This is a genomic window from Streptomyces sp. NRRL S-340 (assembly GCF_000720185.1).
Taxonomy (GTDB): Bacteria; Actinomycetota; Actinomycetes; order Streptomycetales; family Streptomycetaceae; genus Streptomyces.
In genome coordinates this window covers 72412-97708 of the sequence record NZ_JOIY01000011.1, presented here as the reverse complement: position 1 = coordinate 97708, position 25297 = coordinate 72412, and the positions used below count along the sequence as shown (strand labels likewise).

General features: G+C 74.4%; 19 protein-coding genes. 8 read left to right on the top strand and 11 right to left on the bottom strand.

The annotated features are described in order from the left end of the window. Positions 1–147: 147 nt before the first annotated feature. From IG64_RS11380 to IG64_RS11365, 4 genes are all read right to left on the bottom strand, one after another. A complete protein-coding gene (locus IG64_RS11380; protein WP_078883934.1) occupies positions 148–1482 on the bottom strand; it encodes an aspartate aminotransferase family protein in 1335 nt (444 codons plus the stop codon). Next, positions 1479–2576, bottom strand: a complete 1098-nt coding sequence (locus IG64_RS11375) for an SDR family oxidoreductase (RefSeq protein ID WP_037854702.1) — start codon at positions 2574–2576, stop codon at positions 1479–1481. The genes IG64_RS11380 and IG64_RS11375 overlap by 4 nt, the downstream gene beginning before the upstream one ends. Before the next feature lie 425 nt (positions 2577–3001). Next, entirely contained in the window at positions 3002–4135 is a 1134-nt protein-coding gene (locus IG64_RS11370) for an acyl-CoA dehydrogenase family protein (RefSeq protein WP_037854701.1), read from the bottom strand. 339 nt (positions 4136–4474) lie between these two features. Beyond that, positions 4475–5053, bottom strand: coding sequence for a TetR/AcrR family transcriptional regulator (locus IG64_RS11365; protein ID WP_037854700.1), 579 nt, complete (start codon positions 5051–5053; stop codon positions 4475–4477). Between the two features lie 248 nt (positions 5054–5301). Here IG64_RS11365 and IG64_RS11360 point away from each other — a divergent pair, with 248 nt between their 5' ends. From IG64_RS11360 to IG64_RS11345, 4 genes are read left to right on the top strand one after another with little or no spacing between them, the layout of a single operon-like run. After that, positions 5302–5889: a (2Fe-2S)-binding protein gene (locus IG64_RS11360; protein WP_037854699.1), complete on the top strand. Its 588-nt coding sequence runs from the start codon at positions 5302–5304 to the stop codon at positions 5887–5889. After that, complete coding sequence (locus IG64_RS11355) at positions 5886–6878, top strand: FAD binding domain-containing protein (RefSeq protein WP_037854698.1); 993 nt, start codon at positions 5886–5888, stop codon at positions 6876–6878. Before IG64_RS11360 ends, IG64_RS11355 begins: the two co-directional genes overlap by 4 nt. After that, positions 6875–9016 (top strand): xanthine dehydrogenase family protein molybdopterin-binding subunit, encoded by a 2142-nt coding sequence (locus IG64_RS11350; RefSeq protein WP_037854697.1) that lies wholly within the window; start codon positions 6875–6877, stop codon positions 9014–9016. Before IG64_RS11355 ends, IG64_RS11350 begins: the two co-directional genes overlap by 4 nt. Further along, positions 9009–10163, top strand: coding sequence for an XdhC family protein (locus tag IG64_RS11345; protein WP_037854696.1), 1155 nt, complete (start codon positions 9009–9011; stop codon positions 10161–10163). Before IG64_RS11350 ends, IG64_RS11345 begins: the two co-directional genes overlap by 8 nt. Positions 10164–10229: 66 nt before the next feature. Here the strand turns inward: IG64_RS11345 and IG64_RS11340 are convergent, their stop codons facing one another. The 4 genes from IG64_RS11340 to IG64_RS11325 all read right to left on the bottom strand — a co-directional run bounded on the left by IG64_RS11340 (position 10230) and on the right by IG64_RS11325 (position 16674). Continuing rightward, entirely contained in the window at positions 10230–13133 is a 2904-nt protein-coding gene (locus IG64_RS11340) for a helix-turn-helix transcriptional regulator (protein WP_037854694.1), read from the bottom strand. A 222-nt stretch (positions 13134–13355) separates the two neighbouring features. Then, a complete protein-coding gene (locus tag IG64_RS11335) occupies positions 13356–14387 on the bottom strand; it encodes a (-)-alpha-amorphene synthase (protein WP_234438474.1) in 1032 nt (343 codons plus the stop codon). A gap of 5 nt (positions 14388–14392) precedes the next feature. Next, positions 14393–15676, bottom strand: coding sequence for a cytochrome P450 (locus IG64_RS11330; RefSeq protein WP_234438473.1), 1284 nt, complete (start codon positions 15674–15676; stop codon positions 14393–14395). Between the two features lie 593 nt (positions 15677–16269). Beyond that, positions 16270–16674 (bottom strand): DUF5997 family protein, encoded by a 405-nt coding sequence (locus IG64_RS11325; protein ID WP_037854690.1) that lies wholly within the window; start codon positions 16672–16674, stop codon positions 16270–16272. A 78-nt stretch (positions 16675–16752) separates the two neighbouring features. Here IG64_RS11325 and IG64_RS11320 point away from each other — a divergent pair, with 78 nt between their 5' ends. Beyond that, positions 16753–17580: a LysR family transcriptional regulator substrate-binding protein gene (locus tag IG64_RS11320; RefSeq protein WP_037854687.1), complete on the top strand. Its 828-nt coding sequence runs from the start codon at positions 16753–16755 to the stop codon at positions 17578–17580. A 129-nt stretch (positions 17581–17709) separates the two neighbouring features. On the opposite strand, the gene IG64_RS11315 is transcribed toward IG64_RS11320, so the two are convergent. After that, complete coding sequence (locus IG64_RS11315; RefSeq protein WP_037854684.1) at positions 17710–18186, bottom strand: Lrp/AsnC family transcriptional regulator; 477 nt, start codon at positions 18184–18186, stop codon at positions 17710–17712. A 270-nt stretch (positions 18187–18456) separates the two neighbouring features. On the opposite strand from IG64_RS11315, the gene IG64_RS11310 reads away from it, so the two are divergent. Both IG64_RS11310 and IG64_RS11305 read left to right on the top strand, forming a co-directional pair. After that, on the top strand, positions 18457–19956 hold the full coding sequence (locus tag IG64_RS11310) for an FUSC family protein (protein WP_037854681.1): 1500 nt from the start codon (positions 18457–18459) through the stop codon (positions 19954–19956). Positions 19957–20064: 108 nt separating this feature from the next. After that, a complete protein-coding gene (locus IG64_RS11305) occupies positions 20065–21102 on the top strand; it encodes a lactonase family protein (protein ID WP_037854679.1) in 1038 nt (345 codons plus the stop codon). Positions 21103–21254: 152 nt separating this feature from the next. On the opposite strand, the gene IG64_RS11300 is transcribed toward IG64_RS11305, so the two are convergent. Then, entirely contained in the window at positions 21255–22178 is a 924-nt protein-coding gene (locus IG64_RS11300; protein WP_107474226.1) for a sirohydrochlorin chelatase, read from the bottom strand. Positions 22179–22814: 636 nt separating this feature from the next. On the opposite strand from IG64_RS11300, the gene IG64_RS11295 reads away from it, so the two are divergent. Further along, positions 22815–23492 (top strand): uracil-DNA glycosylase, encoded by a 678-nt coding sequence (locus IG64_RS11295; RefSeq protein WP_037854675.1) that lies wholly within the window; start codon positions 22815–22817, stop codon positions 23490–23492. A 145-nt stretch (positions 23493–23637) separates the two neighbouring features. Here the strand turns inward: IG64_RS11295 and IG64_RS37550 are convergent, their stop codons facing one another. Next, on the bottom strand, positions 23638–25164 hold the full coding sequence (locus IG64_RS37550) for a sensor histidine kinase (protein ID WP_107474225.1): 1527 nt from the start codon (positions 25162–25164) through the stop codon (positions 23638–23640). Positions 25165–25297 lie beyond the last annotated feature (133 nt).

The window sequence follows — 25297 nt, the reverse complement described above, 5'->3', positions numbered from 1 at the left end:
AGTGGTGTCGGTGGTCTTGGTGGTCTTGGTGGCGCAAGCGGTCCGGTGGCCTCGGCTGCCTCGCGGTGGGCTGTGTCTTCCGAGGAGAGGAGGAGGGGGCGCGGGAGCCAAGGGGCGAAAGGGGGCGGGGAGGGGAGGGGGTGCCGGTCAGCCGACCCGGGCCGCCACCGCCCGCAGCGCCTCGCTCAGGGCCGTGAGGAAGAGCCCCAGCTCCTCGTCGGTGACGACGGCCGGCGGGGTCAGACGCAGCACGCGGCCCGCGTTGAGCGAGTGGTTCACCAGCACGCCACGCCCGACCAGTTCGAGGATCAGCTCGCCCACGGCCTGCTCCACGCCGAACTCCAGACCGATCAGCAGGCCGCGGCCGCGCACGTCACGGACCAGGCCGCCGGTGTAGGGCGTACAGGCGGCGCGCACGCCGTGCAGCAGCCTGAGTCCGAGCGCCCGGGCACGGCCGGGCACGTCCTCCCGCTCCATGGTCTGCACGGCGGCCAGCGCGGCGGCGCAGGCGAGCGGCGAGGCGGCGAAGGTGGAGGTGTGCAGGTAGGGGTCGCGCGAGAACGGCGCGTAGGCCTCGTCGGTGGCCACCATCGCGGCGACCGGCACCACACCGCCGCTCAGGCCCTTGCCCACGAGGAGCACATCGGGGCGGACGTGCTCGGTGTCCACGCCCCACCACGAACCCAGCCGGCCCAGACCCGTCTGGATCTCGTCCACGATCAGGAAGGCACCGTACGTCCGGCACAGCCGCCCCGCGTCCGCCAGGTAGCCCGGTGGGGGGATGCGGACGCCGCCCTCGCCCTGCACGGGCTCCACGATCACGCAGGCCCGTTCGCCGAAGCGGGCGAGCATGTCCTCCAGGGCCTCCCGGTCCCCGAACGGCACCGCCGCGCTGTCCGGCAGCAGGGGACGGAACGGGTCCTGGTAGGTCGGGTTGGCGGTCGCGCTGAGCGCGCCGAGGGTCTTGCCGTGGTACCCGCCGACGGTGCTGACCAGCGCGGTGCGGCCGTGGGCGCGGGCGAGTTTGAGACCGGCCTCGGTGGCCTCCGCGCCGGAGTTGACGAAGTGGACCCGGTCGAGGCCGAGCGGGGTGTGCGCGGCCAGCGCGGCGGCGGCCCGGGCGGCGACGGGCTCCAGGAACACCCGGGTGGCCAGCGGGTGGGCGTCGATCTGCCGGTGCACCGCGGCGGTCACCGCCGGGTGCCGGTGGCCCAGGATGAAGACGCCGTACCCGCCGAAGTCCAGATAGCGGCGGCCGTCCGCGGTGTGCACCCAGGCACCCTCGGACACGGTCTCCACCATGCCGCCGAGCACCTCGCCGAGCACCGCGCGGCCGGCTGCCAGGTGCTCACGGTAGAGGCGGGCGATGTGCGCTCCGTCGGCCGGGAGGTCAGCGGGCGGCGGTGCCTGGTCCTGCGTCGCTTCCGGGGTTCGGGGTTCCGCCGCGAAAGGCGCGGTCTCGGTGACGGGGAGCGCGGTCATGACGCCAGCTCCCGGGGTGCGGTGCCCTCCTGGAGGGCCGACCGGGTCCGCCGTTGCCGTCGCAGGCCCGCCGGACCCGCCGCCCAGGCGGCCAGGTTGCTCAGCAGCGCTCGGCGCAGGTCGTCCTTGGTGACGGCCGTGCCGCAGTGCGCCGAGCCCAGGGACGACTCGAAGGGCAGGGCCCGCTGGAAGACCAGCAGCAGTTCCGCGTACGTGTGGAACCGGCGGCGCAGCGACTCCGGGAAGGCCGGGCCCTCGATCAGCGGGAGCAGGAGCCGGTGCACCGACTCCAGCGGGATCAGCCGCGGGGGATGCGGGCGGGGGCCGTGGCGGTCGGCGAACTCCAAGCAGGTGTCGACGACTTCACGTTGCAGGAGTGCCTCGGTGCCGGCCGCCAGCCAGTACTCGCCCTGGGTGACACCGCCGCGCAGCAACGCGCCGACAGCACGGGCGACGACGTCCTGGGGCACCATGTCGATGCGCGCCCCCGGCTCTCCGGGCAGGACCGGGACCTGTCCCTTCACGATGGCTCCCAGGGCCCGCGTCAGCCCCTGGGCGCCCGCGATGCGGCCGGTGACGGAGTCGCCCATCACCACCGACGGACGCAGGATCGTCGCGGGCACCGGCGCCTCGCGCACGGCCTGCTCCGCCGCGGTCTTGGAGGCCAGGTAGGCGGCGGCGCCGGGGAAGCGCCGCTGCTCCTCCTCGGCCAGCGGGTTGGCCACGAAGGCGGTGCTGATGTGATGGAAGGGCGCCTGCGCGCGGACGGCGAGGCCGAGCATGGTGGCGGTGCCGTCGAGGTTGGCCCGCCAGATCGCCTCGGGCTCGGCCTTCCAGTTGGTGGCCGCGGCGCAGTGCACGACGAGGTCCACGTCGTCGGCCAGCCGCGCGAACTCCGTCCGCGACAGGCCGAGGCCGGGCTCCAGCAGGTCGGCGCTCACCTCTTCGATCCTGGGGTCGTCCACGGGTGTGCGGTGGCGCAGGCAGATGATGCGGAAGCCGGGCGACAGCTCCTCGATCAGTGCCCGGCCGAGGACACCGGAGCCCCCGGTCAGCAGGAGCACCGGGCGGCGGGGCGGCGGTAGATGAGGCATGCGAGGGATCCCCTCGGTCGGAGACGGACGGTGACGGCGCGGGCCGGGAAGCCCGGTGGGCGGCCGGCGTGGTGGACGCAGCGGCGGGCACGGTGACGGGAACGACGGAGAGCCGAATGATTCGACGTCGACAGCTTCGGCGGCGCGGGTACGAGGGCGGCGGGTACGACGGGGTATCGGATACGACGGGGATGACGGATACGACGGCGGTGGCGGAAGGTCCGCTGGGGCCGGTGGCGCGTGCCGCCGACCGCGGCCGGGCACGGCGATGCGTGACAGAGCCACGGTGTCTCACGCCACGGCCGGGCGCTGTGACGGCGGGACGGCAGGCGCAGCCGCGCGCCGTGGCGGCGAGTTGTCAGACCCCTGCCGCGCGCCGTGGCGCCGGGCGTCAGGCGGCGGCCGTGCGCCGTCGCGCGGGGGTGTCAGGCCACGGTCAGTGGCCCGTCGGCCAGATAAGCGGCCAGCGGTCCGGTCATCCGCGACCGGGACGGCGGGTGCAGGGCGAGGCCGTTGGTACAGGCGGCGAGGTAGCCGACCTCGTCGGAGGCCATGAAGTTCAGGCCGCCGAGCAGTTCCACCGCGCGCGGGACGATCCGGGACAGCGCGTCCTGGACGCCGTAGCGGACGTAGAGCGATTCGGCCAGCGTGGACTCGTCGGGAGTGCCCTCGTCCACACGGCGGGCGAGGCCCTCGACGGACGCCGCCGCGCTCTCGGCGGCGACCAGCAGCGCGACCCGCTCGCCCTCGGGCACCCGGTCGTTGAGCAGCACCCGCTCCACCAGACCGCTCGCCGCGCCCAGGTAGCTGCCCGTCATCAGCAGCTCGAACCAGACCAGACCGATCGTCTGCACCTCGTCCAGCCGGGCCCCGGGCGGGCACGCGGTGCGCACCATGAGGTCGGGTGGCACCAGCACGCCGTCCAGGGTCACCTGGTCGCTCTCCGCGCCCGCCAGGAACCCGCTGGACCAGAAGCCGCTGACGCTCAGCCCCTCGCTGGCGGCGGGTACCAGGGCCACGGCCAGTTCCTCGCCCTCGCCGTCCTCGCGGGGCACGAGCACGCTCGCGGTGAGCAGGTCCATGGAGCGGGCCAGGCTGCACGGGCGCTTCACACCGGTGATCCGCAGCCCCTGCGGTGTCGGAGTGGCGGACATCGACGGCGACAGGATGCCGGCGCCGCTGCGCCCCTCGGCGAACCCGGAGGCCATGAGCTGGTTCTCCGTGGCGACGGCCTGGACCAGCATCCACTCCAGGCCTTCACCGGCGTTGCTCAGTCCGACGAGGGTCGCCATCGAGAAGTGGTGCATGGTCGTCGCCACGGCCAGGGAGGGCGAGCGGCTGCCGAGGGCGCGCTGCACCCGTACGGCGTCGAGCGCGGTGGCGCCGCGGCCCTGGAGCGACGCCGGGGCGAGCAGCCCCGGGCCGCCGCTGTCCCGGAAGAGCCCGATGCCCGGGCTGCCGGGCCGCTCCAGGGTCATCAGCGGTACGGCTCGCAGGCTGTCGTCGAGCCCCGGCAGCAGTTTGGTGAGGGCCGCACGTTCACGGTCCAGGAATCTCATGTCGTCCCCTGCTCCTTGGTTCGCGGGCGCTGCCTGCGGCGAGGTTCACGGTGTCGCTGTCGTGGCAGCGTCACTTGTGTTTACGCGCGGGGCGCGAGGACCCCTCGGGACGAAACGAGGTGATGCGAACTCGGGTCCCTGTGAGGGGAGATGGGGAGAGGACGAGGGGAGGTGAGGAGCGCCGGGAGGGGCAGGACGATGGGGCGGGGGTGCGGTGAGGCGGCCGGGTGAGGGCCGGTGAGGTGAGGCCGGGTGAGACGACGGGCATGCGGGAGAGGGGCGGGCCGGAGGCGGGCGGTGGTCCGCGGCCGGGTGCGTCCCGGAGGGGGCCGTGCGGCCTCAGGGGCCGGGTGCTCCGACGCGCAGGCCGTCCATCACCAGGTCGAGGAGGCGGCTCGCGCGGGACTGCCAGTCGCCGTGCGGATCCAGCTGCCAGATGCCGGCGATGGCGAGGACGAAGTCGTCCGCGCTCACGCCGGGTCTGATGGTGCCGGCCTCCTCCGCGGCGCGGAGCAGCAGTTCGGCGGCGGTGGCCAGGGTGGTGTGCCCCGGCTTGGCCGGGCTGCCCGGTCCGCTCGTGGCCTGGCGGATCACGTCCGCCAGCCCGGCCTTGGTCATCGCGAACCGGGCCAGGCGGTCCATCCACTCCCGCAGCGCCCGGTCGGGAGGGCGGCACTTCAGCAGTTCGGCCGCGCTGTCGGAGACCTGCTGCATCTCGTGCCGGTAGATCTCCAGGACCAGCGCCTCGCGGTTGGGGAAGTTGCGGTAGAACGTGCCCTGCCCCACTCCCGCCTTCCTGGCGATCAGGCTGAGCGGGACGTCGGCACAGCGGGTCAGCTCGGCCACCGCGACCTCCAGGATGGTCTCGCGGTTGCGTTGCGCGTCCGAGCGCAGAGGAGCGTGCTTCTTGTGCTGCACTCGTCCTCCTTTCGGGTGCGTAGCCGAACCCGGTCTTGCTAAGCGGACAGCTGTCCGGTAGGTTTTCGATAACGGACAGCTGTCCGCTTGTCGTCCACCATAGCGGCGGGCAGTGCTTTTCCGCCACGTACAGTGCCCACTCCTGCCACCTGAGTCCTTACCCCGCAACGCGCCGTATTTTCCGGACTCGTCACCTTTCAGGCCGACATCCCGACGTGTTTCCGCCGCATACGCGAAAGAAGCTGATCATGGACCCAGCCACCTCGTCGACGTACAGCCCGATCACCTTGAACATCAACGGCGAGAAGCACGCGCTGTCCGTCGACCACCGCACCACCCTGCTCGACGCCCTGCGGGAGCGGCTCGATCTCACCGGCACCAAGAAGGGCTGCGACCAGGGACAGTGCGGCGCCTGCACAGTGCTGATCGACGGCCGTCGCGCCGTGGCCTGCCTCCAGCTGGCGGTCGCTGCCGAGGGGCGTGAGATCACCACCATCGAGGGCATCGCCGAAGGCGACCGGCTGCACCCGGTGCAGCAGGCCTTCCTCGACCTCGACGGCTACCAGTGCGGCTACTGCACACCGGGCCAGATCTGCTCGGCCGTCGCCATGATCGAGGAGCACGCCGCCGGCTGGCCGAGCGCCGCCACCGACGACGTGCGTCCCGAAGCGGGGCCGCCCCCGCTGACCCCGGAGGAGATCAAGGAGCGGATGAGCGGCAACCTGTGCCGCTGCGGCGCCTACGCGTCGATCGCCCAGGCGGTGGCCCGGGCCGCCGCGACCACGCGGTCCGACGGCAAGGCGTCGGCCGCGGAGACCAAGGAGGCCGTGGCATGAGGGAGTTCGGCTACGAGAGGGCGCAGGACGTCGCCGGTGCCGTCGCCCTGCTGGACGCCGACCCGGACGCCCGGTTCCTCGGCGGCGGCACCAATCTGGTCGACCTGATGAAGACCGGTGTCGAGCGGCCCACCCGCCTCGTCGACGTGCGCGAACTCCCGCTCGACGGCATCGAGCCCACCGAGGAGGGCGGCCTGCGCATCGGCGCCACGGTCACCAACAGCGACCTGGCCGCCCACCCCGAGGTGCGCCGCCGCTACCCGGCGCTGGCGCAGGCGGTGCTGGCCGGTGCCTCGGGCCAGCTGCGCAACATGGCCACCGTCGGCGGCAACCTGCTCCAGCGCACCCGCTGCGGCTACTTCACCGACGTCACCCGGGCGTGCAACAAGCGCGTCCCCGGCAGCGGCTGCCCCGCGATCGAGGGCGAGCACCACAACCACGCGATCCTGGGCGCCTCCGAGCACTGCGTGGCGGTCCACCCCTCGGACATGGGGGTGGCCCTGACCGCCTTCGACGCCGTCGTCTCCTACGTGACGGCCGACGGGCCGGGCAGTCTGCCCCTCGCGGACTTCTACCTGCCCGTGGCCGACACCCCGCACCGCGAGACCGCTCTGCCGCCGGGCGCGCTGATCACCGGTGTCACGCTGCCGCCCGCCCCGGTCGCGGGCAACTCGCGCTACCGCAAGGTGCGTGAGCGTGCCTCCTACGCGTTCGCCATCGGCTCGGTGGCCGCCGCGCTCGACGTCCGCGACGGCGCCGTGCACGAAGTGCGCCTCGCCTTCGGAGCGGTCGCCTCCCGCCCCTGGCGGGCCCGCGCGGCCGAACAGGCACTGACGGGTGCCCCCGCCGACGCCGCGGCCTTCGCCGCCGCCGCGGACGCCGAGCTGGCGGCGGCCGACCCGCTGCCGCACAACGGGTACAAGGTGACCCTCCTGCGCAACCTGGTGGTGGCCGTGCTGACCGAACTCGCCGAGGAGACCGCCCGATGACCACCGCCACCGGAACGCGTACGACCGTCCAGGGCGCCGTCGGCACCGCGCACACCCGTGTGGAGGGCCGCGACAAGGTCACCGGAGCCGCGCGCTACGCCGGCGAGATCCCCTTCGCCGACCTGGCCCACGGCTGGCTGGTGCTCTCCACGGTGGCCCGTGGGCGGATCCGGTCCGTGGAGACCGAGCCCGTCCTCGCCATGCCCGGCGTCCTCACCGTCCTGCACCACGGGAACGCGCCCCGCCTGGAGACCGACTTCATCGGCCTGCTGGGCACTCCGCCGGACCCCACCTGCACCCTCTTCCAGAACGACCGGGTGGCGCACCTGGGCTGGCCGGTGGCCCTGGTCGTCGCCGAGACGTCCGAGCAGGCCCGGGAAGCGGCCGAAGCCCTCGTCGTGCACTACGAACAGGAGCCGCACGACACCGAGTTCTCCGCCGACCGCACCGACGCCTACGCGTTGGAGGGCCATATGCCGGCGGTGGTCGAGAAGGGCGACCTGGAGGCCGAACTCGCCGCCTCCGCCGTCGCCCTGGACCAGCAGTACACCACCCCCGAAGAACACCACAGCATGATGGAGCCGCACGCGGCCACCGCCCTGTGGGACGGCGGGCGGCTGGAGGTCGTCGACTCCAACCAGGGCGCCAGCTGGGTCGTCGGCGAACTGGCCAAGCTGTTCTCGCTCGACCCGTCCGCCGTGCGGGTGCGTTCCGAACACGTCGGCGGCGGCTTCGGCAGCAAGGGAGTCCGCGTCCACCAGGTGGGCGCGGTGATGGCCACGACCGTCCTGCACCGCCCGGTCCGTGTCGTGCTGACCCGCCGCCAGATGTTCTCGCTGACCGGCTACCGCAGCCCCACCGCCCAGCGGATCAGGCTCGGAGCGGACGCCGACGGACGCCTGCGCGCGCTGGAACACCTCTCCCTCAACCAGACCTCGTCGGTGCACGAGTTCGTCGAGTCCTGCGCCGGTCCCTCCCGGGTGATGTACGACGCCGACGCCCACCACACGGCCCACCGCATCGTCCGGCTGGACGTACCGACCCCGACCTTCATGCGCGGACCGGGAGAGGCCCCGGGATCCTTCGCGCTGGAGTCGGCGCTCGACGAACTCGCCGAGAAATGCGGCCTGGACCCGATCGAACTGCGCCGGCGCAACGAACCGGAGCGGGGCCCCGTCTCCGGGCTGCCCTTCAGCAGCCGCAACCTGGATGCCTGCTTCCGGGAGGGCGCCCGCAGATTCGGCTGGGCGGACCGGGACCCGCGCCCCGGCGTGCGCCGCGAGGGCCGCTGGCTGCTCGGCACCGGCACGGCCGCCGCGTCCTTCCCCTCCGGAGCCGGACCGTCCACCGCGATCGTCACCGCCGAGGCGGACGGCACCTTCACCGTGCGGATCGCCGCCGCGGACATCGGCACCGGAGCCCGTACCGCGCTGGCCCTGATCGCCGCCGACGCCCTGGCCACCACCCCGGACAAGGTCCGCGTGCGGATCGGCGACAGCGACTTCGGGCCGGCGATGATCGCCGGCGGCTCCATGGGCACCCGCTCCTGGGCCTGGGCCGTCACCGCCGCGGCAGGAGAACTGCGCGAGCGGCTGGCACTGGGCACCGACATCCCGCCGGAGGGCATCACGGTACGGTCCGACACCACCGAGGCCGTCGGCGCCCTGGCCCGCAAGGAGCGGCACTCCTTCGGCGCCCAGTTCGCCGAGGTCGCCGTGGACGTCACCACCGGCGAGGTACGGGTGCGTCGCATGCTCGGCATCTTCGCGGCGGGCAAGATCGTCAATCCGCTGACGGCACGCAACCAGCTCGTCGGCGGCATGATCTGGGGCATCTCCATGGCGCTGCACGAGGAGGCCGTCCGCGACCGGGCCAGCGGTGGCCTCTACGGCGCCGACCTCGCCGGCTACCACGTCGCCACGCACGCCGACGTACCGCCGCTGATCGAGGCCGACTGGGTCGACGACCCGGACCCGGACGACCCGGTAGGGATCAAGGGCATCGGCGAGGTCGGCATCGTCGGCGCCGCGGCCGCCGTCGCCAACGCGGTCTGGCACGCCACCGGCGTCCGCCACCGCCACCTGCCCATCCGCCCCGACCGGGTCCTGCAGGCGGCCGCAGGGGAGCCACATGCTTGACATCGCCGGAGAACTGCACCGCTGGATCGAGGAGGGCCGCGCCTTCGCCGTCGCCACCGTGGTGGCCGTCGGCGGCAGCGCGCCGCGCGGCCCGGGCGCGGCCCTCGCGGTCGACAGCGAGGGCACCGTCATCGGCTCGGTCTCCGGCGGCTGCGTGGAGGGAGCGGTCTACGACCTGTGCCGGCAGGCGCTGCGGGACGGCACCACCGTCCTCGAACAGTTCGGCTACAGCGACGAGGACGCCTTCGCCGTCGGACTGACCTGCGGCGGGACCATCGACATGATGATCACCCCGGTCCCGGCGCACGCACCCGTGCGGACGGTCCTGCGGGCGGCGCTGTCGGCCGCCGTCCGGGGCGAGCCGGTGGCCGTCGCCCGGATCGTCCGGGGCCCGGACGACCTGCTGGGCGCCACGGTGCTGGTCCGGCCGGACGGGGCGGACGAGGGCTTGGACGACGGCGGCTTCGGTGACCACCCGGAAGCGGCCCGCACCGCGGTCGCCGAGGCCCGGGCCCTGCTGGAGGCGGGCCGTACGGGAACGGTGGAGCTGTCCGAGGACGACTCGCACTGCCCGGGCGGTCTGACCCTCCTCGTGGAGTCCACACTGCCCCCGCCCCGCATGATCGTCTTCGGGGCGGTCGACTTCGCCGCGGCACTGGTCAGGGCGGGCAAGTTCCTCGGATACCACGTCACGGTGTGCGACGCCCGGCCCGTGTTCGCCACGCGGGGCCGCTTCCCCGAGGCCGACGACATCGTCGTCGACTGGCCGCACCGCTATCTGCGGGAGACCCCCACGGACCGGCGGACGGTGCTGTGCGTGCTCACCCACGACGCCAAGTTCGACATACCCCTGCTCACCGTCGCGCTGCGGATGCCGGTCGCCTTCGTCGGCGCGATGGGCTCGCGCCGCACCCATGAGGACCGTCGGCGCCGGCTGCGCGAGGCAGGCGTGGGCGAAGCGGAACTGGCCCGCCTGCGGTCCCCGATCGGCCTGGACCTCGGCGCGCGCACCCCGGAGGAGACCGCCCTGTCGATCGCGGCCGAGATCGTCGCCGCCGGGCGGGGAGGCACCGGCGCCCCGCTCACGGGCTCCGACGGACCGATCCACCACGACCGGGCCGCACCCGGCGCCACCCGGGCGGCGTGAGCCTCACGGCCCGGTCGCCGCGCACCGGACGGCGGCGTCCGGGCCGTGTCCCGGCCGCATCCCGGCTCAGGGACAGGACCGGGGAAAGGTCTCCAGGGCGGCGGCGAGACCGGCCGCGTCGGTGCCGACCTTCCGGTACACGGAGGAGAGGAGCTGGCGCACTCCCCGCTCGGTGAGGTGCAGCTCCTTGGCGACCACCGTGACCGGGTGCCCCTGGGCGGCCAGCTCGGCGGCCCTGCGCTCCTGGGCGGTGAGCGTGTCGGTCTGCCCGTACCGCAGGGGCAGCGGGCGCATCCCCGCGGCCGACAGCTCCGCCCGGGCCCGGCCGGCCAGGGCCTCCGCCCCGCAGTGCACGGCGGTCTCCAGCCCCCGGTACAGGCGGTCGGCGGCCTCGGGGAGCCTGCCGTTGCGGGCGAGCGCCGCGCCGTGCCCGACCAGCGCGCGGGCCAGCTCGTAGCCTGCCGGGGACCCCTCCAGCAGGCACACCGCCTCCGCGTGCAGATCGAGCGCCGCCGGCCCGCCGGTGACCTCGGCCAGGGTGCGCAGCGCCTGCCCGGTGGCCGACGCGGCGCCGAAGGCCCGCGCCCGCTCGACGGCCTCCGTCGCCAGGCCGACGGCACGCTCAGGAGCCGTGGGCGCCAGCGCCGATGCCAGGTCCAGCTGCCAGGGGCACCACGCCGGATTGCGCCAGGCCCGGGCGTCCAGCCGGTCACCGACTCCGGCCAGCAGCCGCACCGCCTCGGCGTCCCGGTTCTCCGCCAGCAGCAGCTCGGCGTAGACCGTGCGGGGGTCGGGGTAGATGACCGCGTTCGGCGCGGTCTCGCCGAAGTGGTGCTCGTCGGCGACCTGCCGGGCCTCCTTGACCCGGCCGCGGGCCAGCAGGGTCTGGATCAGGACACCGACCGCGAACCACTGGGCCGGAACCGCGCCTTCCACCCGGTCGGCGGTCCGCAGGCCCTCCAGGACCAGGTCCTCCGCCTCGGCCAGGCAGCCGCGGTGGTAGCGGATGTAGCCGAGGAGGGTCTGGCCCAGGGCAAGGTGGGAGCCGCGCCAGCCCTTGTCGGTGCACTCGGCGATGCCCCGGCCGAACAGTTCCTCGGCCCGCCGGGGCTGGTCGCAGTACATGAACAGCAGGGCGACCGAGGCGGGGACCTCGAAACCACGGTGCTCGTCGGTCCAGCTCAGACCTCCGCGCAGCGCCCTCTCGGCGTGTTCCAGGACGGTCCGCCGGTGCTCCCCGCGCACCATGGCGTCCCAGGCGCGCAGCCCCAGGATGTAGCGCTCCTCCAGGGTGCGTCCCGTCAGCCGTCCGGCCAGCCGCGCCAGCTTGCGGGACCGGGCAGGTGAGTCGGGTTCGTCGCTGCGGAAGGCGCTCCACACGAAGTGATCGGCCTGCATGCGCAGCCGTGTCCGCGGATCGGTGGCCTGCTGTGCCTCCTCGGCGGCCACGCGGGCGGCCTCCGCCATGCGGTCCGTGTGGGCGAGGGCCTGGGTCAGCCGGTAGACGATGGAGGCCCGCAGGCCGGGAGCGAGGTCCGGCTCCGCCAGCGCCTCCCGGAGAAGGGTGACGGTGGCCGCGGGCTCGATGAGGAAGGTCGCGCACGCCAGTTCGTGCAGGAGTGCGGCCCGGTCCTCCGGCAGCGGCGGCTCCTGCAGCGCCCGGGTCAGCACCCGGCGGGCGGCTTCGGGAGCCCCCGCCCGCAGGTACTCGCGGCCGGCCTCCCGCAGGCAGTCGACCGCCTCGGGCCTGGCCTCGCACGGAACCTCCAGCAGATGCCGCGCGGCGGCCGCGGGCCCGAGTCCCGCGGCGCGGACGGCCATCGCGGCGGCGTTGTGCAGGCCGACCCGAAAGCCCGGCTGGATGGCCTGGTAGATCGCCGTGGCGATCAGCGGATGCGCGAACTCGAGTCCGCCGCCGGGCGACTGGCTGTCGGTCAGGATCCCGGCGGCCCGCAGTTTCGCGGTCTCCTGTGCGGCCTGCTCCACACCGACCACGGCGATCGTGGCGGCCAGTTCCGGGGAGAAGGATGTGCCCAGCACGGCGGCGGCCGAGGCGAAACGGACGGTCGTCGTGCCGAGCCGGCGCAGCCGGTCCAGCAGTCCCGGACCCTTGATCGCCGACGCCAGGTCGCGCATGACCGGCAGCTCGTCCCCGGTGCCCCGCACCTCCCGTTCGGCCAGCCGGATCGCCAGCTCCACCGCTTCGAACGGGCGCCCCTCGGTGACCGTCCAGCACTCCGCGCAGAACTCCTCCTCGGCTCCCTCGCCCAGATGGTCCCTGATGATCCGGGCGACGCCCGCGGCGGAGAGCGGCATGAGGGCGTGCGGACGGTTCTCGTGGTGTTCGAGCAGCGACCGGAACGCGGTGGCCTCGGGCGGCAGTTCCCCGGGGCGGTAGGCGACGACGATCAGCAGCGGAAGGTTCTCGATGCGCGCCGCGAAGGAGGCGAGCCAGCTCAGGGACTCGGCGTCGGCCCAGTGCGCGTCGTCGAGCAGCAGCACGACCGGCGCCTGCTCCACGGCCAGGCGCGTCATCACCCAGTCCAGGCCGTCCCGCACCCCGGCCGGGTCGGGCACGCGTGCGCTGCCGGACGCCTCCAGACCGAGCGCGGTGGCGACGATGTCGTACCAACTCCCCAGGAACGCGCGGCGTTCCGGTCCGGGCATCGCCGCCAGCGGGGGCTGCACGAGCTGCCGCACCACGTGGAAGGCGAGTTCCTGCTCCGTCTCCCCGCCCCGGCCCGAGAGCACCGTGAGTCCCCGCGCGGCGGCCCGGGCGCGCAACTGCGCCATGAGCGTCGTCTTGCCCAGCCCCGCCGCGCCCGTGAAGGCGAGCAGCCCACCACGGCGCGGGGCACCGTCGGCGGACGCGGCGAGGTCGGCCAACGCGGCGTCGAGCACGCGCAGTTCCCGCTGGCGTTCGAGCAGGGGTCGGTGTTCGGTGTGTGACTGCCACGGCTCATGTGCCATGTGCCCTACCGCTTCCTGTCCTTGGGCCCTGTCCTCCCGGGGAAGCCAGAGCGTACGCCCGGGCGGCCCCCGGACGGCCGAACGGGGCACGCAAGGGGCAAGGAAGGGTGAATCACCCCTCTCGGAGGATTGACGCGCCCTCCGGGTGGGTAACACCGGTCGAATGGGCAGGCCGCGGGTCGGACAGGCGGGCGGAGAACGGGGCCGGGCGGACGGCAGGTCCTAACGGGCGGGCGCCTGTGCGGAGTCGGCGTAGCGCGGTACCGTGCGCGACCAGTGGTAGCACCCGCGGATCCAGCCGCTCATCCCGTCCACGTAGCCGCGGCCGGCGGCGCTCAGTTCCGGCTGGAGTTCCGCGCGGATCCGCTCGAACTCGCGGATGGTGCCGTTGATCCGCGCGATGGCCGGCAGCACCGCCTCCGCCAGGGAGCAGTCGTACGCCCGCTGGTAGCCGAGGGCCAGATTGATCAGGCCGCCCGCACGCTGCTCCTTCACCGCCGAGTACAGGTCCGGTATCCACACCGCGGCGTCCACGGACAGCCTGGTCAGCCGCCGCATCAGCGGGTGATGGAGTTCCTGCGGCCGCAACTCCTCGGCCTCCGCCGCCTCGCAGAGCGGATAGAACGGCTCCACCCCCGCGGTCAGCGACCGTATCGACGTGCACACCCCCATGTGCGGCGGCGCGCTCCCGTTCTGGGCGACCGCCTCGTACAGCAGGCCGTGCACGTACTCCCGGCTGTTCGACGCCCAGCGCGCCGCCTGGTTCGGGGTGCAGCGCTGCCGGACCTGGCGGTGCAGGTCGGCCAGGGCCGCGCCGAGGGCCGTCGTCGGCGGCCGGCCGTCGCGGAGGATCGCGACGCTCTCGCACAGCATGGGCAGCAGCCGGTCGGACCCGCCCGGCCCCACCTCTTCCGCCCGGTCGTCGAAGACGAACTGGTAGGCGATCTGGCGGGCGACGAGCAGCAGGATGTCCAGGCTGGCGTCCGGGGTGATGCAGGAGGCGAGCTGGGCGGGACGGGTACGGGCGATCATCTCCGCGACCCCGGGTTCGGCGGTCAGCCCGCAGCTGTCCAGCCAGGCGTCCGTGCCCGCCGCCGCCTCGGCCTCGTGGCGGTTGCTGCGGAAGGGGAAGGGCATGTACAGGTGGGCGTCGATCAGGTCGTTCAGCGTGGCCGCCGGATCGGCCGCGCGGCCGGTGGCCGCATCGGCCGGGACTCCCTGGCGCGGTACCGCGCGTTCCTGGGTCGTCGACACCACTGTCACCTGCCCTTCGGTTCGGAGAGGTCCTGCGGACGGTCCGTGCGCGGTTCACAGGTCATCACCAGCGACCGCGGCCCCAGGGTCACCGCGGGGCGCGGCCGGGCCGGCGGCCCGGGCAGATGGCGCAGCCGCACCCGCCCGGCGACGGTCGCGAGCGCCACGGTGGCCTCCGCCACGGCGAACGCGTCCCCGATGCACTTGCGGTTGCCGGCGGCGAACGGGAGCATCGCGCCCTGCGGCACGGCGGCCGCGGCGCCCGGCAGCCAGCGGTCCGGCAGGAACCGTTCCGGGTCGGGGAACGACGCGGGATCGTGGTGGAGCAGGTAGGGGCTGTAGAGGACGGTGGCCCCGCGGGGCAGCCGGCAGCCGCCGAGTTCGGTCTCCTCGGTGGTGACGCGGGTGAAGAGCCAGCCGGGTGGGGAGTGCCGCAGCGTCTCGGTGACGGCGTTGCCGGTGTGCACCAGACGCGGCAGATCGGCGGTCGTGGGCGCGCGCCCGCCGAGCACCGCGTCGACCTCCGCGTGCACCCGGCGCTCCGCCTGCGGGTGCCTGGCCAGCAGGCTGAAGAGGGACGTCAGGCACAGGGCGGTGGTCTCCACTCCGGTGAGCAGGAGGGTGATGAGGTGGTCGTGGACCTCCCGTCCGGTGATCGGCGGCCCGTCGTCACCGCGCTCGGCGGCCAGCAGGGTGCCGAGCAGGTCGTCCCGCGGAGCGTCCGCGCGGCGCCGCGCGACGGCCGCGTCGACCAGGGAGTGCAGGCGTGCGAGGGCGTGCCGGTAGCGGCGGTTGGCCGGCAAGGGTATGCGGAAGGGCGCGTCCAGCGGCACCACCGTGCGGACGAACAGCCCGCGCACCACCGTGGACAGACAGCTCCTCAGCTCGGCGGCCGCCGCCTCGTCCAGGCTGTCGGAGAGCAGGACCCGGCTGGTGACCCGGGTGGTCAGCGTCATCATCGCGGCGCTGACGTCGATCGGCTGCCCGGGCCGCCACGCGTCGCACAGCGCCGAGGTCTCGGATGCCATCAGCTCGGTGTACGCGGCGACGCGGGTGGCGTGGAAGCGCGGTTGCAGCAGGCGGCGCTGCCGGCGGTGCGTGTCCTGGCGGCTGGTGACCAGGCCGTCGCCCATCAGCGTCCGCAGCCGGTCGTACTGGGGGCCGCCCTTGTCGAACGTACGCGTGTCCACGAGCATCCGGTGGACCAGCTGCGGATGGCACACCACCCAGGCGGGCAGCGGGCCCAGCCGGATCCGGACAATGTCGCCGTGTTCCGGCAGAGAGTTCACGAACGCCAGTGGACGGCGGAACAAGGCGATACCGTGGCTGAAGAAAGGGAATATGCCTGGCGCAGTACCCACGGTCCAGGACCGGTCGGACCGGTCCGCCGTGGACAGGGCACCGGTTGACGCACCGCTCATCGAATACCACCTGCCTCAGTCGGCACACACAACTCGGGCGGTCTTTCAGGGCTTGGCGTTCGCACCATGTCCTGCCCAGTCCAACGCGTGACCGGCCTTCCCTGCGCCGAGCAACGGGGGCGCACGGGAGCGCGCGGAAGCGTGGGACCGACCGTTTGTGTGCCCTACCGAGGCAACCGGCCGTTTTCCGCCGTCAGAACTCTTCCGGCGTCAGGCCTTTTCAGGTAGGGAGCCCTATGGGCCCTGTACGGCGACGGGCCCCGTCCGGGACGGGGCCTGCCGGCGTGGGGACCGGCCCGGCACGGGGTCCGGCCGCCGTGGGACCGAGCGGGCGTGGGGACCTGCCCCGCAGGGGGTCAGGCCATCAGGGGGATCAAGTCGACGTGGCGATCAGGCCGGCGGGGGGAGCCGGCGGGCGTCGGGGCCGTCCGGTCGGCGGACCCTCTCCCGCCGGGCTCCCGTCAGCTCTGCGGGCCGTGGCCCTCCTCGGCGCGCTCGGCGTCCCGCTTCTTCAGGCGGGCCGCCTCCTTGCGGACCTCCGCCTGGGTGGCGCGCTCCTTCTCCAGCCACTCGGGCCGCTCCTGCTTGAGGGCCTCGATCTGCTCGGTGGTGAGCGCCTCGGTGACCCCGCCGCGCGCCAGACCCGCGATGGAGACCCCGAGCTTGGCCGCGACCACCGGGCGGGGGTGCGGGCCGTCGCGTCGCAGCTCCCGCAGCCACTCGGGCGGATCGGCCTGGAGCTGGTCCAGCTCGGCACGCGAGACGACGCCCTCCTGGAACTCGGCGGGCGTGGCGGGCAGGTACACACCCAGCTTCTTCGCCGCCGTGGCGGGCTTCATCGTCTGGGTGGTCTGGTGCGACTTCATGGTGTCCAGACTATCGACCGGCGCAGGGGGTTCCGACCACACGCCGACGGACCGGCCGGGGGCGGGTAACCTGGCCGGGTGACAGGCTCGGAAGCATCCCCCACGTTCCGGCTGGCGTACGTCCCCGGGGTGACGCCCGCGAAGTGGGTGCGGATCTGGAACGAGCGCCTGCCCGACGTCCCCCTCGACCTCGTGCAGCTCCCGGCCGCCGACGCACCGGCGGCGCTGCGTGAGGGCGCCGCGGACGCGGGCGTCGTACGGCTGCCCGTGGACCGTACGTTCTTCAGCGCGATCCCCCTCTACACCGAGACCACGGTGGTCGTCGTCCCCAAGGACCACCTGGTGACGGCGGCGGACGAGGTGTCCGTCGCCGACCTGGCCGACGAGGTCGTCTTCCACCCCCTGGACGACGTCCTCGGCTGGGAGCGGCCGCCGGGGGAGCCCGCCTTCGAACGCCCGGCCACCACGGAGGACGCGGTCGAGCTGGTGGCGGCGGGCGTGGGCCTGCTGGTCGTCCCCCAGTCGCTGGCCCGGCTCCACCACCGCAGGGACCTGACCTACCGGCCCGTCGTGGACGCCCCGCAGTCGGGTGTCGGACTGGTGTGGCCCGAGGACGCGACCACCGACCTGGTCGACGACTTCATCGGCATCGTGCGCGGCCGGACCGTCAACAGCACCCGGGGCCGGGCCGCCGCCCAGGCCCCCGCCGTGACCGGCGGCCGGAAACCCGAGGCGGGCAGGACGGGCAAGGCCGGGAGCAAGGGCTCGGGCAGGACGGCGGCGGGCGCCGGAAAAGGTGCCGCGCCCAAGGGAGGCTCCCGTGGAGCGCCACGCGGGGCCAGGGGAGCGGGCTCCCAGGGCTCGGCCAAGGGCGCCCGGCGGGGCAGGCCCCGCCGCAGCTCGTAGCCGGGCCGTCGGCTCGTAGTCGATCGTCGGCACGGACGGTGGCGCCGGCCCGCGGACGGCCCGTCGCCCGCACCGGCCGCCCGCAGGGGCCACCGGCTGCCGCACGGGCCGCCGGTCCGCGCGGCGGGATCACTTCCCGCTCGTGCGGCCGATCGACTCCACGAGGGGCAGCAGCCGGTGCGGGACGCGTTCGCGCAGGGCCACCTCGGTGCGGGTGCGGACCACTCCGGGCAGGCTGATCAGCTTCTGGATCACGTCCTCCAGGTGGGCGTTGTCCCGCGCCACGACCCGGGTGAGGAGATCGCCGCCGCCGGTGATGGAGAACGCCTCGACGATCTCGGGCACCCCGGCCAGCGCGTCCCCCACATCGTCCAGGTGGCCCTGGGTCACCTCGATGTGCACGAACGCCAGCACCGGATGGCCGAGGGCGGCGGGGGAGAGGGAAGGTCCCGTGCCGGTGATCACCCCGTCCCGCTCCAGCCGGTCCAGCCGTGCCTGGAGCGTGCCGCGCGCGATGCCGAGGAGGCGGGCGTACTCCCGCACACTGGTGCGCGGCTGTTCGAGGAGCAGCCGCAGGATGCGGGTGTCGAGTTCGTCCACGGCCATGACGGCTCCGGCCTCCCAGCGGCGGGTCGATGCCACCCGACTGTACCAATGGCTCAGTCGGGTGCGATGCGGGTGGGCCAGGTGATCTCGTCCATTGGCCCGCTGACGGGCCGGTCTTCGCGCAGCGGAGTGGGCCAATGGACCAGTGATCCTGCGATGACTTGAGCCAGGGGCCTCGAAGGTGCTGTGATGGACGTGTCGATGGCGCTGCGGATCACCGCGGCGCCTTTTTCGTGTCGTGTCCGAAGTCTGCCGAGGGGGCGGTCATCAGTGCTGAAGAGGGTGTTCGCGGCTCCGGACCCCGGGCGGGCGCGGCTGCGGTTCGCGTCCCGCGCCGTGCTCGGGATCGGTCTGGCCACCGCCGTGTGCGGCCTGGCCGGCCACTCCCTGCCCGGCGCCGTCACCGGCGGGCTCGCCGCGCTGCTCACCCTGTTCACGGTCTCCGACCCCACGGTGCGCGGCCAGGCGGTCACCACGGCGCTGCTGCCCGTGGCCGGCATCCCCGTCCTGGCCGCCGCGGCCTGCCTGCACGACCTCCCGGTGGCCCGTGACCTCACCTTCCTCGCCCTGGTCGGCGCCGGCGTGTACGCGCGCCGCTGGGGGCCGCGCGGCCACAGCCTGGGCGTCTTCGCGTTCATGACCTTCTTCGTGGCCCAGTTCCTGCACGCCACGACCGGCCGGCTGCCCGAGCTGTCGGCCGCGGTGGTCCTGTCCGTGCTCAGCGCGGCGGCGGTCCGCTTCGGGCTGTGGTGCTACGAGCGCAGCCAGTCCCCGGCCGCCGTGCCGCCACCGCCGGGCGGCAGCGGACTGGCCCGGGTGACCACCCGGCAGGCCGTCCAGGCGACCGCGGGGGCCGGCTTCGCGCTCGTCGTGGGCCAGCTGGTGTCCGGACAGCGCTGGTACTGGGCGGTCGGCGCGACCTGGTGGGTGTTCGTCAACACCGCCTCCCGCGGGGAGACCCTGGTCCGCGGTTTCCGCCGGGTCCTCGGCACGGTGCTCGGCCTCGTCCTCGGCGCCCTGTTCGTCGCCCCGCTGCACGGGACACCCCTGCCCACCGCCGTGCTGGTCGCCGTGGCCGTCTTCGGGATCTTCTACACGGCCGCCGTGTCCTACACCTGGATGATGCTCTGGGTCACCCTGCTCGCCGTCTCGCTCTACGGGCTCCTCGGCGTCCTCACCCCCGGTCTGCTCGCCCTGCGGCTGGGGGAGACGGCCGTCGGGGCGCTCGGTGCCTGGCTCGCCGTGCTGTTCGTGCTGCCGGTCAGCACCCATGCCGTCACCGGCGCCTGGATCCAGCGCGCCCTGCGCTGCGTCCACGCCTGCACCGCCGAGGCCGCCGCCCGGCTCGCGGGCGCGGCGGACGCCGACCCGGCGCACCGCGTGGCCGAACTGGAGCACCTGCTCGGCCGGGTCCGGCTCTCCGTGGCGCCGCTGGTCCATCCGCTGAACCCGATGCGGGGCCGCAAGCGGCGCGCCCGCCGGGTGCTCGTGCTGCTCGACGACTGCGCCCGCGAGGTCCGCGGCCTGGTCGCGGTCGCCGCCGACCCCGAGGCGTCCCACGACGCGCGCCTGGCCGCCGCCTGCTGGCGGGTGGAGGCCGCGGTCCAGGCGCTCACCGACGGCGGTGGCGGACCCCTCGCCGCCGCCGGCACGCCCGGGGCCGCCGCGGAGCCGCCCGCGCTCGCCCACCTGCACGGTCTGGAACGGGCGCTCGCGGAACTGGCCGCACCACTGCGGGCGCCGTCGGGCTCGCCCCTGGTCGGTGCCTGACGCGGCGGTCCCGGCGGTCCCGGCGGGACACTCCTGCGCCTTGGTCTAGACCGCTCTTGATCGACTGCTACCGTCACCCGCAACGGGTCGACGGAGAGGGGATCAGAGGTGGCGGACGAGGACGGCAGGCGGCGGCGGGCCTTCATCGGGTCGTTCACGGCGGCGGGAGGACCCGGTGTGGTCACCGCGGCCGTGGCGGAGGACGGCGCGCTGACCGTGCTGAGCAGCGTGGACGGCGTGCTGGACCCGTCGTACCTCGCCCTGTCGGCTGACGCCGGCACGCTGTACGCGGTCAGCGAGACCGCCGAGGGCGCACTGGCCGCGTACCGGGTGAAGGGCGAGACGGTCGAACTCACCGGTCCGCCGGTCCGGGTCGGCGGCAGCGGCCCCACCCACCTCAGTCTGGCCGACGGACACGTCCTCACCGCCAACTACGGCTCGGGCAGCGTCAGCGCCGTCCCCGTCCGCGCGGACGGCCGTCTCGGACAGGGCGCGTCCGACGTGCTGCGGCACACCGGTTCCGGCCCGCACGAACGCAGACAGCGCGCCCCGCACGCGCACCAGGTGCAGCCCGACCCGAGCGGCCGCTGGGCCGTCAGCGTCGACCTCGGCACCGACTCCGTGCGGGTGTGCACGCTGACGGACGGCAGGCTCGGCCTGCACCGCGAGATCGCCCTCCGCCCCGGCTCCGGCCCCCGCCACCTCGCCTTCCATCCCGGCGCCCGGCACGCCTACGTCCTCAACGAACTCACGCCCACCGTCACCGCCTGCCGCTGGGAGGCGGAGACCGGCTCGCTGCGGCCGCTGGCCGAGACCCGGGTCCTGCCGGACGCCCCGGCGGGCGACGCCTACCCGTCGGGCATCGCCGTCGCACCGGACGGCCGCTTCGTGTGGACCGCGACGCGCGGCGAGGACGTGCTCTCGGTCTTCGCCGTCGAGGCGGGCGGGGACCGGCTGGAACTGCGGGCGACCGTACCGTGCGGCGGCCACTGGCCCAGGGCGCTCACCCTGTCCGACGGATTCCTCTACGTCGCCAACGAACGCTCCGGTGACGTCACCTGGTTCGCCGTGCATCCGGAGACGGGGCTCCCGGCACGCGCCGGCTCGGTCAAGGTGGCCGCCGCGTCCTGCGTCGTCTTCGGCTGAGCCCCGGCCGGCTCCGCCCCGTGCCGCCGGTGACGGCACGGCGAAGGGCCCGCCCCGGCCTGTGCGGAGCGGACCCTTCGAGATGGTCCCGCGGGCGTCCGTGCCACCGCGGTGGCCGCGGCCGCCCGAATGCTACGGGCGCCGGTGCGGCGTCATCGCACCGGCGTGCCCTGCGGCTGCTGCGGGGCGATGCCCAGGGCGGTCGTGTACTTGGCCAGGGCGAGCTTGCCGATCGCCGGATAGGCGCCGAGCGCTTCGGCGGCGGAGCAGTCCGCCTCCTTGACGGCCGCCTCGACCAGCTCGGCGTCGATCTCCGGACCGATCAGGTACGGCGCCAGGGCCAGCTGCTGCGAACCGGACGAACGCAGCTGCTCGGCGACGCCCGCGACGGAACCCTCCTGGTCGAGGGCGGCGGCCATCACCGGCACCGCGAGGCGGGCGGCGAGCAGCATGCCGGTGATCCCCGCGGCCTGCACGGCCTCCTCGCCACCGACCGACGCGAGGATGATGCCGTCCGCGGCCGTCGCCACGGTGAACAGCCGGGCCCGGTCGGCGCGCGCGAGCCCCGCCTCCGACAGACGCACGTGCAGCGCCTCCGCGAGCAACGGGTGCGGGCCGAGCACATCGGTCAGCTCGGCGGCGACCCGGCTGTCCATGACGGCCTGGCGCAGCCGGCGCAGCAGCGCGTTGTCCGGACCGGCGAGCAGCGGTACGACGACCGCGACCGGACCCTCGGGCTCCTTGACGTCCGCACCGGCGGCCAGCGCTTGCTCGTAGCGGGCCGTGCGCTCGTCGGCCGCGCGCGCGAGCACCGACTGCAGGGTCGGGAACTCCGCCCCGTCCCCGTCCAGGTACCCGATCTGGGCATTGAGACCGGGAAGCTCGGAGCGGGCGATGCTCACGACCTCCTCGGCGAGGGAGCGCGCTGCGGCACCGGGCGTGCCCGGCACCGCGAGGACGAGCGCGGGCGCGCCCTCGGGAGCCGCCAGCGGTTCGGGTCGGCGGTGCCGTCCGGGCTGGCGGGGGCGCGGCATTCGTACAGGCAGGCCGGACGCGGGCCCAGTGGGGGAGCTCATGGCGCCGCATGTTACTGGCTTTCGGGGTTCCCCTGTTCGGGGAGGGGGCGGGTGAGCGGTTTCCGTCCGGTTTTGTCGTATGAGGTACACACCGATCGGAAATGATCGGTGTGGTGCGAACCCGGCTTCAAGGGGCGTGAGGGGACACATCCGGGGAGCGGCGCGCGGCGCGGCACCCCCGAGGAGGCGAACCCGGCCGCCCCCACGACGGCCGTCTCCAACCGTCCAGGCTCCGCGCCGGGGGCCGGCGCCCGTGGGACGGGCACGAGTTGTTCCATCAGGTGTACGGGGCCGTTCCCCCGGGTGCGGTGCGCACGGGTTCCTCGGACTCCCGCTGCGCCGACGGTCCCCGGTCGGGCACCCCGACGACGGCCCGCAGACCCGGACCTCCGGGGCCCACGGCGAGGAAACCGGCCGCACCGCTTCCCGCGCCTCCCTTCACGGCCGGCTCCGGGCAGCCCGGACCGGGCGGAGCGCCACTGCGGGCGGGCGCACGGACATGCCGTCTCCTCGGGTTTCCGGAGGTCCGAAGACCGGGAAGGTCTCGACGGCGGGGAAGGGTGGCGTCACGCGCCCGTCCGTGCGGAGCCTCCCGCCCGTGCGGCGTCCTGGCCCGTGCCAGTAGAGTGACGGGCCGTGGCACCACGACCGTTGCATGAACTCGTCGAGGCGGGCTGGGCGAAGGCCCTCGAACCCGTGGCCGAACGCATCGCCGCGATGGGGAACTTCCTCAGAGCCGAGATAGCGGCCGGCCGGACCTACCTTCCGTCCGGGGCCAATGTGCTGCGGGCGTTCCAGCAGCCGTTCGACGACGTGCGCGTCCTCATCGTCGGCCAGGACCCCTACCCCACCCCCGGTATGGCCATCGGGCTGAGCTTCGCGGTCTCGCCCGAGGTGCGGTCCCTGCCGGGCAGCCTGGAGAACATCTTCCGGGAACTCCATTCCGACCTCGGTCTGCCCAGGCCGTCCAACGGCGATCTGACGCCGTGGACCCGGCAGGGCGTGCTGCTGCTGAACAGGGCGCTGACGACGGCGCCGCGCAAACCCGCGGCGCACCGGGGCAAGGGCTGGGAAGAGGTCACGGAGCAGGCCATCCGGGCGCTGGCGGCCCGCGGCAAGCCGCTGGTGTCGATCCTCTGGGGGCGCGACGCACGCAATCTGCGTCCGCTGCTCGGCGATCTCCCGGCGATCGAGTCCGCCCACCCCTCGCCCATGTCGGCGGACCGTGGCTTCTTCGGTTCGCGCCCCTTCAGCCGGGCCAACGACCTGCTCCTGCGGCAGGGCGCGCAGCCGGTCGACTGGCAGCTTCCCTGAGCCGACGCCCGCCCGCCGCCCCGCCCGTCGGCCCGTCCGCTTCCCTGCCGGTCCGGCGAGGTGTCGTTCGCCCCGTCGGCCCGGTCGGTCCCGGGGGGTGTGCGGGCCGAGGGGACAAAGGCCCCACCGACGACGAGCACACGTGTCATCCCTGGGGTTCCCCCGCACGGGGTTCGGCTGCCGGGCTCGCGGGCGGTGCGGCGGCCGGATGGTCGTCGCGGGCGGTGCGGTCGGGGACGGGCAGGGTGAACGCCACCTCGAAACCGGCCGCCGGCCCGCGTCCGGCGCGGAAACTGCCGCCGTAGAGCCTCACGCGTTCGTACATGCCGATCAGCCCGTGCCCCGTTCCCGCCGGGGCCGGGCCGGTACCCTCCTCGGTCCGGCCGGCCTGCGCGGCGCGCCGGCCGGGTCTCCCCGGCCGCCCGCCCAGGCCCTTTCGCGGTCCGGGGACGGCGGCGGCCACGCTCCCGGCGTCGGCTCCGGCACGGTTTCCGGAGTCCGTCCCGGCTCCGGCTTCGGTCCCGGCTCGGCTGCCGCTCCCGCCGACGGTCCGGGATGCGACCGGCGTCGCCGACGGCGCCTGCGTCGTCGGCGTGTGTGTCACCTGCGCAGCCCGGGTGGCCTGGCGGGCGCCGTCCGTCCGGGGGCCGCCGTCGTCGGACACCGTGACGGCCAGCGTGTCGGTGTCGTACGCCAGCGCGATCCGGACACGGGCACGCGCACCGGCGTGTTTCAGCGTGTTGGTCAGGGCTTCCTGGACGATGCGGTAGGCGCACAGGTCCGCACCCGGCGGCAGCGGCCGGGGCGTGCCCGTGACGGCGGTCTCGACGACGAGCCCCGCGGCGGTCATCCGGGCGGCGAGTTCGTCCAGCCGGGCGAGACCGGCGTCGGGCCCGGTGGACGGCCCGGACACGGCGTCGGTGCCGTCCGGGCTCACGCGCAGCACCTGGAGCAGGCCGCGCATCTCCTCCAGGGTCTCGCGTGCGGTGTCCTCGATGGTGTGCAGGGCGGCCCGGGCCTTCGCGGCGTCGCTGTCGAAGACGTACCGGGCCAGACCGCTCTGGACCGAGACGACCGACAGATGGTGGGCGACCACGTCGTGCAGTTCGCGGGCGATCCGCAGGCGTTCCTCCGTGACCGCGTGCCGGGCGCGTGCCCCCTCCTCCGCGCGCAGGCGTGCGGTCAGCCGGTCCAGTTCGGTGTTCTGCTTCTCCAGACGGCGCAGGTTCGTGCCGAAGCCCCAGGCGAGGAGCAGGACCATGAGGGTCTGTCCCAGGGCCACCAGGACCGACATCGCGTGGGACGCCAGCGCGTTGTACAGCCACGCGGCCGTGACCGGCACGGCGGCCCGCGCGGTCTCCCGGGGAGGTCGCGCGGCGGCGATCGTGAAGAACGCCAGCATCGGCGACCACACGTTGACGGACGGCTGGTAGCCGAACGCGGTGTACAGGGCGAGGCCGGCGCACGTGGCGCACAGCACCGGCCACGGAACCACCCGGCGCACCGCGAGGGGCAGGTGGATCAGGCAGGTCAGGACGACCGCGCGGGCGTCGAAGGCGGGCCAGCCCAGTGGCCGGTAACCGGCGGCGAAGCCCAGCGTGACGCCCAGCATCGCAGCCGCGATGAGCGAGTCGAGGTACAACCGTTGACGTGGCGTCACCCGCAAGCGCATGACCGCAGGGTAGCCAGCGTCCCCGCGCCCCGCGCCGACGCCGGGGGCCGCACCCTCCTCCTTCCGCTCGCCCAGGCCGCCGCCGCGTCCACGGGCGCCTGGTCCGGGACCGGGGCCGGTGGGCGGATCACCC

Excerpts from the sequence above, each read along its gene's own strand:
- IG64_RS11300 (WP_107474226.1), bottom strand. The coding sequence starts at position 22,178 with ATGAGCTCCCCCACTGGGCCCGCGTCCGGCCTGCCTGTACGAATGCCG.
- IG64_RS11345 (WP_037854696.1), top strand. The coding sequence starts at position 9,009 with ATGCTTGACATCGCCGGAGAACTGCACCGCTGGATCGAGGAGGGCCGC.
- IG64_RS11355 (WP_037854698.1), top strand. The coding sequence starts at position 5,886 with ATGAGGGAGTTCGGCTACGAGAGGGCGCAGGACGTCGCCGGTGCCGTC.
- IG64_RS11370 (WP_037854701.1), bottom strand. The coding sequence starts at position 4,135 with ATGAGATTCCTGGACCGTGAACGTGCGGCCCTCACCAAACTGCTGCCG.
- IG64_RS11315 (WP_037854684.1), bottom strand. The coding sequence starts at position 18,186 with ATGGCCGTGGACGAACTCGACACCCGCATCCTGCGGCTGCTCCTCGAA.
- IG64_RS11360 (WP_037854699.1), top strand. The coding sequence starts at position 5,302 with ATGGACCCAGCCACCTCGTCGACGTACAGCCCGATCACCTTGAACATC.
- IG64_RS37550 (WP_107474225.1), bottom strand. The coding sequence starts at position 25,164 with ATGCGCTTGCGGGTGACGCCACGTCAACGGTTGTACCTCGACTCGCTC.
- IG64_RS11380 (WP_078883934.1), bottom strand. The coding sequence starts at position 1,482 with ATGACCGCGCTCCCCGTCACCGAGACCGCGCCTTTCGCGGCGGAACCC.
- IG64_RS11340 (WP_037854694.1), bottom strand. The coding sequence starts at position 13,133 with ATGGCACATGAGCCGTGGCAGTCACACACCGAACACCGACCCCTGCTC.
- IG64_RS11375 (WP_037854702.1), bottom strand. The coding sequence starts at position 2,576 with ATGCCTCATCTACCGCCGCCCCGCCGCCCGGTGCTCCTGCTGACCGGG.
- IG64_RS11325 (WP_037854690.1), bottom strand. The coding sequence starts at position 16,674 with ATGAAGTCGCACCAGACCACCCAGACGATGAAGCCCGCCACGGCGGCG.
- IG64_RS11350 (WP_037854697.1), top strand. The coding sequence starts at position 6,875 with ATGACCACCGCCACCGGAACGCGTACGACCGTCCAGGGCGCCGTCGGC.